Here is a 10744-nt window from a genome sequence, read left to right as displayed (position 1 = left end):
CAATCACCACCGCGGACACACCGCGCTCGCAGGCAAACCACCCGCCAGCCGCGTCCCCAACCTCACTGGGCAATACATCTAGGGCGTGCGGGGCTGGGTGTTTCGGGGGTACCGGCCCGCGAACCAGGAGGCGGCCGCCTGGGTGTGCAGGGGGAAGGCGAGGGTGTCGGGGGCGTGGAGGACGTGCCAGCCGGTCGTCTCGTCGGTGGGCTCCGAGGGCGGGAGCGCGGCGGCCGGGCGGGGCGGGAGGAGGCCGAAGACGAGCAGGTGGCCGTGGGGGGAGCTGAGGACGTCGGCGAGGGCCACGTCGGAGGCGGGGGCCTCGATGCCGGTCTCCTCGCGCAGTTCGCGGACCACCGCCTCGCGCCAGTCCTCGCCGAAGTCCATGAAGCCGCCGGGCAGGGCGATGCCGCCCTTGGCGGGTTCGATGGTGCGGGTGATGACGGCCAGGCCGGTGCCGGAGGCGTCCTCGACGGGGAGCAGGGCGACGGCGACGGGGAGCGGGTTGCGGTAGGTGACGGTGCCGCAGGCGGTGCACCTGCGGGGCCAGTCGGTGGTGTCGAACGGGGCTCCGCAGGCGGAGCAGTGCGCGTCCCTCAGCTGTGCCGGCATGCGGCGATCGTATGCCAACGGGGGTCCGGCGTGGCAGACTTCTGACGACTCGTCAGATACCGGTCGAGGGAGGGGTCTTGGCTCGCACACGTACACCCGTGGTGAGCGGGTGGTTCGCCGACACGCCCGAGGGCTTCCGTCTGCTCGGGACGGAGTGCTCCGCCTGCGCGGCGCTGTTCTTCCCGCGCGAGGACGCGTACTGCCGCAATCCGCACTGCCCCGGCGGCGGTGCGCTCGTGGAGGTGCCGCTGTCGCCGCGCGGACGCGTCTGGTCCTACACGGACGGCCGCTACCGGCCGCCCGCGCCCTACGTGTCCGACCCGGACGCGCCCTGGGAGCCGTACACGCTGGTCGCGGTGGAGCTGGAGGCCGAGGGGATGGTCGTGCTCGGGCAGGCGGCACCCGGGGTGACGGTGGCCGACCTGGAGGTCGGCATGGAGGTGGAGGTCGTCGGCGGGGTGCTGGACGAGGACGCCGGGACCACCTGGACGACCTGGCGGTTCCGGCCCGTGGAGGGGGCGCGGTGAGCGGGGAGGTCGCCGTACTGGGTGCCGGCATGCACCCGTGGGGCAAGTGGGGGCGCAGCTTCGTCGAGTACGGGCGGGCCGCCGCCCGGGCGGCGCTGGCCGACGCCGGGCTGGAGTGGACCGACGTGGAGTCCGTGGTCGGCGCCGACACCGTGCGCGGCGGCTACCCCGGCTATGTCGCCGGGGCGACCTTCGCGCGGGCGCTCGGCTGGCAGGGCGCCCGGGTGACCAGTGTCTACGCCGCCTGCGCCTCCGGGGCCCAGGCCATCGGCATCGCGCGGGCGCAGATCCTGGCCGGACTGGCGGACGTGGTGCTGGTGGTGGGTGCCGACGCCGCGCCGAAGGGGTTCTTCGCCCCGGCCGGCGGCGACCGGCCGGACGATCCCGACTGGCTGCGGTTCCGGGTGCTGGGGGCGACGAACCCGGCGTACTTCGCGCTGTACGCACGGCGCCGGATGGCCCTGTACGGGGACACCGGGGAGGACTTCGCGCAGGTCAAGGTGAAGAACTCGGCGGCCGGGGCGCTCAACCCGAACGCCCGCTACCGCAAGGCGGTGACGGCCCAGGAGGTGGCGGCGTCCGCGGTGGTCGCCGATCCGCTGCGGCTGCTGGACATCTGCGCGACCTCCGACGGCGGCGCCGCGCTCGTGCTGAGCAGCATGGACTTCGCGCGGGCGCGCGGGGTGGCCGACCCGGTGCGGGTCCGGGCGGTGTCGACGGTGACGCCCACGTATCCGCGTACCGTGCTGGACCTGCCGGACATCGCCACCGATGCGGCGGTGGCGGTGGCGCCGGCGGAGGGCTCCTTCCGGGCGTCGATCGGCCGGGCGGCGTACGAGGAGGCGGGGCTGGGGCCGCAGGACCTGTCGCTGGCCGAGGTGTACGACCTGTCGACGGCGCTGGAGCTGGAGTGGTACGAGGACCTCGGCCTGTGCGGTGAGGGCGAGGGCGCCAAGCTGCTGCGGGAGGGGGCGACCGCGCTGGGCGGGCGGGTGCCCGTCAACGCGAGCGGCGGGCTGGCCTCCTTCGGGGAGGCGGTGCCGGCGCAGGCGATCGCCCAGGTGTGCGAACTGACCTGGCAGCTGCGGGGGACGGCCGGGGCGCGGCAGGTGCCCGGGGCGCGGGTGGGGATCACCGCGAACCAGGGTCTGTTCGGGCACGGTTCGGCTGTCGTGGCGGTGCGCTGAGAAGTGCCGGGGTGCCCCTCACCAGCGGGCGGGGCGGGCCGGGAGAAGTGCTGCCGCCGGGGTGCTTGACGCTCCCCGGCGGCGGGTTCACACTCTCCCCACGGTCCCGCGCCGGGACCCTCCCAGCCCCCCATGAGAGCCGCGGGGGCCCGCCCCCCCCCCGCCGGGGGGGGGGGGCCCCCCCCCCCCCGCCTCCCCGCGCGCCGTCCGGTCAGGCTCCGGCCGTCAGGCTCGCCCGCCTGGCCCGGGCCAGCGACATGGCGTGTTCCACGACTCCCACCAGCACGTCCTTGACCGACTCGCGGTCGCGGGCGTCGCACAGCAGCACCGGCACCTCGGCGTCGAGGTCGAGGGCCTCGCGGATGGTCACCACGGGGTGGCGTTCGGCCCCGTCGAAGCAGTTGACGGCGACGAGGAAGGGCAGGCCGCGGCGCTCGAAGTAGTCGACGGCGGCGAAGCAGTCGGCGAGCCGGCGGGTGTCGGCCAGGACGACGGCGCCCAGGGAGCCCTGCGCGAGCTCGTCCCACAGGAACCAGAAGCGGTCCTGCCCCGGGGTGCCGAAGAGGTAGAGCACCAGGTCCTCGCGGAGGGTGATGCGGCCGAAGTCCATGGCCACGGTCGTGGTGTTCTTCGCCTCCACTCCCCCGGTGTCGTCGATGGCTGCGCCCGGCTCGGAGAGGGTCTCCTCCGTGCGCAGTGGACGGATCTCGCTCACCGCGCTGACCAGGGTGGTCTTGCCCGCCCCGAAGCCCCCCGCGACCAGGATCTTCAGAGTCAGCGGTTCGACCGGCGAGACAGCGTGCATCGCACCGGTGCGGCTAGAGCGCCCGAAGGCCATCGATCACCTCACGCAGAATGGATTCGTCGGGCAGTTCGGCCGGCGGGACCGGCCGGTTCACGTGGACCAGCGCGTCGTCGACGAGGTCGCCGATGAGGACCCGGACGACGCCGACGGCGAGGTCCAGGTCCGCGGCGAGCTCGGCGACGGACTGGGGGCGTTCCCGGCACAGCCCGAGGATGTGGGCGTGTTCCGGGGACAGGGTCAGGTCCCAGACCGGATCGTCGGCGGCCGGTTCGGCGACGACGAGGGCGATCAGGTCGAGGCGGTGCTGGGCGGCGTGCCGGGTCCGGCCGCGGGTCATGGCGTACGGGCGGACGACGGGCCCGGCTTCGTCGTCGAACCAGTGCGGGTGGCCGCTCCCGTCCGCCGCGCCGGCGGCCTCGGCGGCTTCCGGGACGTTCGGGAGGTGGTCGTGGCCTGGATCGCTCATACGGTCCGACTCACCCTCCGGCTGGCAGCCCGGTGCGCGGGGCGGTCGCCAGGTGGTCGCCGACGCGCTTGACCATGAGGGTCATCTCGTACGCGACCTGGCCCACGTCGGAGTCGGAGTCGGAGAGCACGGCCAGGCAGCTGCCGTCGCCGGCGGCCATGACGAACAGGAAGGCCTCGTCCAGTTCGACGACGGTCTGGCGGACCCGCCCGGAGTCGAAGTGGCGGCCGACGCCCTTGGCGAGGCTGTGGAAGCCGGAGGCCACGGCCGCCAGGTGTTCGCTGTCCTCGCGGGTCAGGTCCTTGGAACTGCCCGTCGGCAGGCCGTCGCCGGAGAGGACCACCGCCTTGCGGATGCTGGCGACCTTGTCGACGAGTTCGTCGAGGAGCCAGTTGAGCGGGCCGGGGCCGCGGCCCCTGCTGTCGTTTCCGTTCTGCGGTGCGGTCATCGACCGTCCCCTTCGTTCTCGTGCGCGGGACCGTGGGCGGCGGGTGTGCCGTCCCCGGTCTCGGACTGCTGCGGTGCGTGCTGCCGGTCTTGCTGCTGTGCGTACTCTTCACGGCCCGCCGTCCAGCCGCGCTGGAGGGCGGACATACGGGCGCGTACGTCCTCCGCGTCGCGGTCGGTCCGCGGGGCCGCGGGGACTTCGGGTTCGGCGGGGGCCGGACCGTTCTTCAGCTGGGGCGCGAGGTTCGCCTGGCGGACCCGGCGGGGCAGGCCGCCCGGGCCGGCCGCCGTCCGGGGCTCCTCGGGGCCGGTCCGCGGACGGTCCGGGGCCTTGATCCCGGCCGGGCGGGGCTCGACGCGGCGGCCGTGCTCGGCGACCAGGGTGGGGGTCGGGCGCCGGCGCGGCAGCGGGACCGCTCCGGAGCGGGGGCCCTCGCGGCGGACCGCGTCCAGGTGCGGGCGCTCGGCGCGGACCGGGCCCGTGGGCGCCGCGGGGTCGCGGTCGGCGCCGCCGCGGGCGCGGGCGGTCTCCGGGCCGGTCTCGCGGGCCCGGCCCCGGTCGCGGTGGCGGTCGGTGCCGAGGTCGGCGACCCGGTCGCCCTTCCAGGCGCCGTGCTCGCCGCCGCGCCGGTCGCCGTCGGGGCGGCCCGCGGAGCCCAGGCCCAGCAGGGCGCTGCGCGGGGTGCCGCCGGGCGGTGTCTCGTCGTCGAGGCTGGCCATGGGCGGGCGGCCGCCGACGCCGGCGATGCCCGTGATGGTGTCCTCCATGTCGTCGATCCCGTCGAGGCCGTCCGGCCCCTCCAGGCCGAGGAGGCCGAGCGGGCCCTCCAGCTCGACCGGGCCGTTGAGCACGCCGGCGGGCAGCGGGCGGGCCGAGGCGGCACGGTCCAGGGCGGTGGGCCCGGTGCGGCCGGAGCCCCGGGCGCCGGGGGCCGTCTTGACGCCCTTGACCGCGGCCGGTCCCTTGGCGGCCCGCACGGCGTCGAGGCGGATGCCGCTGCCGTTGGTGTCGGGGGCCTCGGTGAGGAGTTCGGCCGGGAGGAAGACCACCGCGGTGGTGCCCCCGTACGGGCTGGGCTGGAGGGCCACCTTGATGCTGTGGCGGCGGGCGAGCCGGCTGACCACGAACAGGCCGAGGCGGTCGGTGTCGGAGAGTTCGAACTCGGGGGTCTCGGCGAGCCGGAGGTTCGCGTCGAGCAGGGCTTCGGGGTTCATGCCGAGGCCGCGGTCGTGGATCTCCAGGGTGAAACCGTTGGCGACGCGCTCGCCGTGGACTTGGACGGCGGTGTGCGGGGGCGAGAACACCGTGGCGTTCTCCAGGAGTTCGGCGACCAGGTGGGTGACGTCGGCCACGGCCGGGCCCTCGATGCCGATGCGCGGCAGGCGCCGCACCTCGATGCGCTCGTAGTCCTCGACCTCGGCGACGGCGGCCCGTACGACGTCCATCAGCTGGACGGGCTTGCGCCACTGGCGGGAGGGGGCGGCGCCGGAGAGGATCACCAGGCCCTCGGCGTGGCGGCGCATGCGGGTGGTCATGTGGTCGAGGCGGAAGAGGTCGGCGAGCTCCTCGGTGTCCTCGGTGCGCCGCTCCATGGTGTCGAGCAGGGTCAGCTGGCGGTGCAGCAGCACCTGGTTGCGCCGGGCCAGGTTGACGAAGACCTCGGAGACCCCGCGACGGAGCTCCGCCTGCTTGACGGCGGCCTCGACGGCGGCGCGCTGGAGGCTGTTGAGGGCCAGGCCGACCTGGCCGACCTCGTCCTTCTCGAACTCCAGGCGGGGCGCCTCGGTCTCCACGTCCACCGTCTCACCGGCGGCGAGGCGGCGCATGACGCTGGGCAGGCGGACGCCGGAGGCCTCGTGGGCGTCCTTGCGGAGCTGGGAGAGGTCGCGGACCAGGTCGCGGCCGATGCGCACGGAGAGGAAGAGGGAGAAGGCGAGGGCGATGAAGCCGAGGACGCCGGCGAGGGCGGCCTGGACGAGGACGCCCAGCGCGATGGGTTCGACGCGCTTCTGGTAGCGGTCGCCGGCGGCGGTGCCCATGGTGGCGAGGTCGTCGAGGACCTTGTGGGCGGCGTCGTCCCACTGGGCGGCGGTCACGGCGCGCGGGTTCTTGACGGCTCCCGCGGTGATGAACCGTTCCTCCGCGTCGCGCAGCGCCTTGCTCTCGGGGCCGTTCCAGTACTGCTCGAAGAGGCCCCGGTCGTCCGCGGGGAGGATCGCGAGGTTGAAGTCGTAGAGCAGGTCGCGGTTGGCGACGAAGGTGGAGACGCGGCGGACGTCGCCCGCCGAGACGTTGCCGGCGGCGAGGGCGGAGGCGATCACCGCGTCCTCGCGCGAGAGGGTCTCGCGGGCGCGGGTGATGCCGACGAGGGCGCGGCCCTGCTTGTCCATCTCCACGTTCTCCAGGGCGTGGAGGTTCATGAGGAAGTCGTAGCAGGGGTCGACGAGCCGGCTGTAGAGGTCGAGGGCCTGGGTCGGGTCCAGGCTGCCGGCGTCCACCGAGCGGCGCAGGGCGGCGATGCCGTGGAAGGCTTCGAGGATGGACCTCAGGCGCTGCCTGTTGCCGGAGCTGAGCTCGTCGAGGACCTCGGCGTCGTTCGCGTTCGCCGTGATCTTGCGGATCATCCCGTCGGTGGCGGCGCGGCTGCGGGCGAGCTCGGCGGTGGCCGCGGCGGCGCGCGGGTCGCCGATGACGACGAGGGTCTGGCGGCGCTCCTTCTGGACGACGCGGACGACGTCCTCGATGGGGTACCCGACCTTGCCGATGACGTACGCGACGTCGAGCAGCTGCACGGCCTCGCGGCCTGTGATCACCGTCGAGAAGCCCCAGAGGGCGGTCAGGGAGACGAGCGGCACCAGGAGCAACGCCACGATCTTCCGGCGGATCGACTTCCCGCGAAAGCGCATGGCCTCCCCAGCCTCCCCCAGCTCAACCCCGTTGTGGGGGGTCGGTGTTCCGTCATTTAAACGGCGTGAGCCTACTACTGCCACGGAGCGGCCTCGAAGGCGTGTCCGGACGTTTTCGGCCTGACCGCCGGACGAAGATCACGAGTTGTCCGTTACTTCCGGTCAAGTCCGGCCCGTTATGTGGCAGATGACACTTGGTGGGGTGTCAGTTCCCCGCTTCGGAGGGATGGCTGGAATTCTCCGATCCGGAACGCCCGGGAGCGGCTGGTCCGTCCGGGATGCGGGAATCTCCGGACGGGGCCGTTCGTTGGGCTCGCGAGCGAGCGGAGCGGACCATGAGGATGTACGACGAAGAGGACGGATCGGTGTCCGAGGCGGCCGGGCGGGGCCTGTGGGTGGAGGCGCCGGCCCGTCGGCGGCGCATGCCGGATCCGGTGCGGGCGTCGGCGGTGCGGGCGGTGCTGGTGGTGGCGGTGACGCTGACGGACGCGTCGGCGACGTTCTTCCTGGTGCTGACGGGGTCCTGGCTGGCGCTGCCGATGGTGCTCGGGGGGATAGCGGGGACGGTGGTGGCCACGTGGGCCGTGCTGGACGTGTGGATCACGCGGCAGATGTGGAACCAGCGCTACGGGGTGGTGTCGGAGCCGAGCAGCGCGGTGCGGGGGCGCTGACGCGGGGGCGCCGTACGGCGGGGCGTTGGTGCCGTACGGCGGAGCCGGGGGGCCGCCGCGCGGGGCCGGGGTGCTGCCGCGCGGGCCCGGGACGTCCTCGTCCGGGCCGGGGTGCCGCCGGCGCGGGGCCGGGGGGCCGCCGCGCGGAGTCGTCGCGGTGCCGCAGCGCGGGGGTTCCGGTCCGCGCTGCGGCACACCATCCGCAGCCGTCCGCGGTGGTGCGAGCGGCGCCTCAGGAAAGCGCGCGGCGGAACATGCGGGTCGCGGTGATCTCGCCGTGGATGGATTCCGTTTCCTGCGTGGGCTGGGGCAGTCCCGGGCGGAGGTGTTCCTCCACGCTGATGTACTTCAGGCCCGCCCTCAGGTCCGCGTCGTTGCGCAGGCGGATGACCAGGGGGAACTCCGCCAGCGCCGTGGTGTCGAAGAGGCCCGTGGTGTACAGGAGCTGCACGCCGAGGGCGTCGGAGACCGCGCGCTGGAGTTCCAGCAGGTACGTGGCGTTGGCGCGCCCGATGGGGTTGTCGAGGAACAGCGTGCCCGCGTGACGGTGCTTGTCGCGGCCTCGGTCGTTGCTGCGGAGGGCGGCCATCGTGCAGTACAGGGCGATGGCCGCGGTGAGCAGCTGGCCACCGGAGAAGACGTCGCCCATCTGGCCCACGGGGACGCGTTCGGCGCGCAGGACGGCGTCCGGCTTGAGGATCTCCACCGCGATGCCCTTGGGCTCCAGCGCCGCCTGGACTCCGCGCAGGAGGAGGGACATGCCGTCGCGGCGGCCTTCGCCGAAGGCCGCGTTCTTCTTGACGGCCGTGCGGGTGGCCTCGTCGATCACCTCGCCGAGGCGTTCGGTGAGGGTGGCCTGGTCGGGCTCCTCGAAGCGGATGCGGAGGAACTCCTGGCCCGACCACTCCCCGAGGCCCTCGGGGAGCTGGGAGAGGCGCTGGGCGGAGCGGAGGGTGGCCAGGGCCGACTCCACGAGGCCGCGCAGCCGGTCGACGATGCTGTCGCGGTTGCGCTCCAGCTGGGCGAGCTCGTCGGTCAGGACGCGCAGGCGCGGGGCGAAGGCGGCCGCCCAGGCCGCGGCGTGCTCCGGAAGGGCGGAGGCGGGCAGTTCGCGGATCTGCTGGCGGGCGGGGGTGCGGACCTGCTCGTAGCGGTTGGCGTTGGCGTGCCGCACCAGGACGTCGCTCGCCTCGCGCACGGCCGCCTCTGCGGCGGAGAGGTCGGCGGCGCAGGCGCGCAGGGTGCGGCGGGTGTCGGTGGCGGACTGGCGGGCCTCCTCCAGGGTGCCGCGGTGCGGCGCCGGTTCCTGCTCGTCCTCCGGGTGGGTGTGGTCGCGCAGCAGGTCCCGCAGCAGGGCCGCGGTTTCGTCGAAGCCGCCGGCGCCGTCCTCGGCGGTGCGGTGGGCGCGCAGCAGGTCGGCGTGGGCGGCGCGGGCGCTCTCCACCGCGGCGGAGTGCGCGGCGAGCTGGGCGGTGGCGGTGCGCAGCAGGCCCTGGGCCTGTTCCACGTCGGCCGGGACCAGTTCCTCGGGCAGCTCGGTGTGCGCCTCGCCGTCGGCGGGGGCGTGGCGTTCGGCCTCGCCGCGCAGCCGGCCGAGCTGCTCGCTCGCGGCGGAGGCGCGCGACTCCAGCATCTGGACGAGGGCCTCGGCGCGGGCCGCCGCGGCCTGCCGGGAGGGGCCGTCGGCGCCGTCGGTGCCTTCGAGGAGCTGCGCGGCGCGGGTGCGGACCTTGTTGGTGAGCCGGTCGAGTTCGGCGAGGGCGGCGCTCTCGTCGCTCTCGGCGCGGGCCTGTTCGGCGCGCAGGTCGGCGCCGACGCCGACCTTCTCGTAGACCTGGGAGGCGGCCCGGTAGGCCTCGCGGAGGTCGGGCAGGGGGGCGCGGGGGCCGCCGTCCTCGGGAAGCCCGTCGGGGGCCCCGGCGATCTCCGCGCGTTCGGCGCGCAGGGCCCGGGCGGTGCGGCGGGCGTCGTCGGCGGCGCGCTGGGCGGCGCGGCGGTCCTCGTCGGCGGCGCGGGCCCGGTCCAGGCAGGCCTCGGCGCGGGCCTCGGACGCGGCGGCCTCGTCGGTGAGTTCGCGCACCTTCGCCTGCCAGGCCGAGCGCTCGCGCAGGCGGTGGGCGAGGCCGGCGAGGGCGTCGGCGGCGCGGCGGGCGCGCTGGGCGGTCTCCTGGCGCTCGTCGCGGACCCGGGCCGCGTCGGAGGCGGCCTCGTCCGCCTCGGTGCGTACGGTACGGGCCTCGCCGAGCTCGGCGTCGGCTTCCTCGGCGAACGCGCGGGCGGCGGCGGCCTGTTCGGCGAGCTCCGCCAGGCGGCCGGGCGGGCAGCCGGTGCGCCAGGAGGCGAGGCGGGCGGCGAGCTCGCGGTCGCCGGCGAGCCGGGCGGCGAGCTCGCGGATCTCGGCGTCGCGGGCGGTGGCGCGGGCGCGCAGGGCCTGGCGTTCCTCGTCGGCGGCGTGCTCGTCGTGCATGGCCGGGTTCGGCGACACGATGAAGACGCCGGAGACCGCCGCATCGCCGTCCGCGGGGGGTGCCGGGGCCAGCAGGGCGGCGGCCGTGCCGACGGCGACGGTGGAGCGGGGCAGCAGGGCGGCGCCGGAGAGCACCTCGCGGGCCCGGGAGTGGGTGTCGGGGTCGGTGATGATGACGCCGTCGACGAGTTCGGGGCGGGCGGCGAGGACGGCGGCGTGGTCGGCCGGGGCCACGGACTGGGCGAGGTAGCGCCAGCCCGGCAGGGCCGGGATGCCGTGTTCGCCGAGGTACTCGACGGTGGCGAGGACGTCGGGGCCGGGCGGCAGCAGGCCGCCGTCGCCGAGGGCGCCGAGGATGCGGGCGTCGTCGGCGGCGGCGGTGCGCAGCTCGAACAGCTGGCGTTCGGCCGCGCCGACGGTGTCGGACAGCAGCTCGCGGAGGGTGTCGGCGTTGCGGTCGAGGTCCTCGGCGGTGAGCCGTCCGGCGGTGGTGGTGCCGGCCTGGCCCGCGGCCGGCGCGCCGCTGCGCGCTCCCGCGGCGTGGTGTGTCTTATAAAAATATACGAGCCCACCACTACGGTTAAGGGATATGGGTTTTTGGGGTTTTGTTTGTTTATTGGGGGGGGGGGGGGGGGGGGGGGGGGGGGGGGGGGGG

The 10744-nt window shown here is 75.1% G+C and carries 8 protein-coding genes and 1 pseudogene; 3 read left to right on the top strand and 6 right to left on the bottom strand.

Annotated elements, in window-relative coordinates; genetic code table 11:
* Nucleotides 1-78: 78 nt before the first annotated feature.
* The gene (locus tag WDV06_RS33920) at nt 79-612 is read right to left on the bottom strand and encodes an NUDIX domain-containing protein (protein ID WP_395513662.1); all 534 of its coding nucleotides are present in this window, start codon (nt 610-612) and stop codon (nt 79-81) included.
* A 77-nt stretch (nt 613-689) separates the two neighbouring features.
* Here WDV06_RS33920 and WDV06_RS33915 point away from each other — a divergent pair, with 77 nt between their 5' ends.
* Both WDV06_RS33915 and WDV06_RS33910 read left to right on the top strand, forming a co-directional pair.
* Nucleotides 690-1139: a Zn-ribbon domain-containing OB-fold protein gene (locus WDV06_RS33915; RefSeq protein ID WP_395513661.1), complete on the top strand. Its 450-nt coding sequence runs from the start codon at nt 690-692 to the stop codon at nt 1137-1139.
* Nucleotides 1136-2326 carry a lipid-transfer protein gene (locus WDV06_RS33910; RefSeq protein WP_395513660.1) on the top strand — a complete coding sequence of 397 codons (1191 nt, stop codon included), beginning with the start codon at nt 1136-1138 and terminating at the stop codon, nt 2324-2326. The genes WDV06_RS33915 and WDV06_RS33910 overlap by 4 nt, the downstream gene beginning before the upstream one ends.
* A gap of 211 nt (nt 2327-2537) precedes the next feature.
* Here WDV06_RS33910 and WDV06_RS33905 read toward each other — a convergent pair whose 3' ends face one another.
* The 4 genes from WDV06_RS33905 to WDV06_RS33890 are packed head-to-tail and all read right to left on the bottom strand — an operon-like array spanning nt 2538 to nt 6951.
* Complete coding sequence (locus WDV06_RS33905; RefSeq protein ID WP_395513659.1) at nt 2538-3164, bottom strand: GTP-binding protein; 627 nt, start codon at nt 3162-3164, stop codon at nt 2538-2540.
* Nucleotides 3145-3597, bottom strand: a complete 453-nt coding sequence (locus WDV06_RS33900) for a DUF742 domain-containing protein (protein WP_395513658.1) — start codon at nt 3595-3597, stop codon at nt 3145-3147. The genes WDV06_RS33905 and WDV06_RS33900 overlap by 20 nt, the downstream gene beginning before the upstream one ends.
* Nucleotides 3598-3607: 10 nt before the next feature.
* Nucleotides 3608-4045 (bottom strand): roadblock/LC7 domain-containing protein, encoded by a 438-nt coding sequence (locus tag WDV06_RS33895; RefSeq protein ID WP_100865124.1) that lies wholly within the window; start codon nt 4043-4045, stop codon nt 3608-3610.
* On the bottom strand, nt 4042-6951 hold the full coding sequence (locus WDV06_RS33890; protein ID WP_395513657.1) for a sensor histidine kinase: 2910 nt from the start codon (nt 6949-6951) through the stop codon (nt 4042-4044). Before WDV06_RS33890 ends, WDV06_RS33895 begins: the two co-directional genes overlap by 4 nt.
* Nucleotides 6952-7286: 335 nt before the next feature.
* On the opposite strand from WDV06_RS33890, the gene WDV06_RS33885 reads away from it, so the two are divergent.
* On the top strand, nt 7287-7622 hold the full coding sequence (locus tag WDV06_RS33885; protein WP_395513656.1) for a hypothetical protein: 336 nt from the start codon (nt 7287-7289) through the stop codon (nt 7620-7622).
* Nucleotides 7623-7854: 232 nt separating this feature from the next.
* Here WDV06_RS33885 and WDV06_RS33880 read toward each other — a convergent pair.
* Nucleotides 7855-10575 (bottom strand): annotated as a pseudogene (locus tag WDV06_RS33880) (hypothetical protein); the annotation flags it as partial.
* Nucleotides 10576-10744 lie beyond the last annotated feature (169 nt).

The organism is Streptomyces racemochromogenes (assembly GCF_044129415.1).
Lineage (GTDB): Bacteria > Actinomycetota > Actinomycetes > Streptomycetales > Streptomycetaceae > Streptomyces > Streptomyces racemochromogenes_A.
This window is presented reverse-complemented; position numbering and strand designations above follow the sequence as displayed.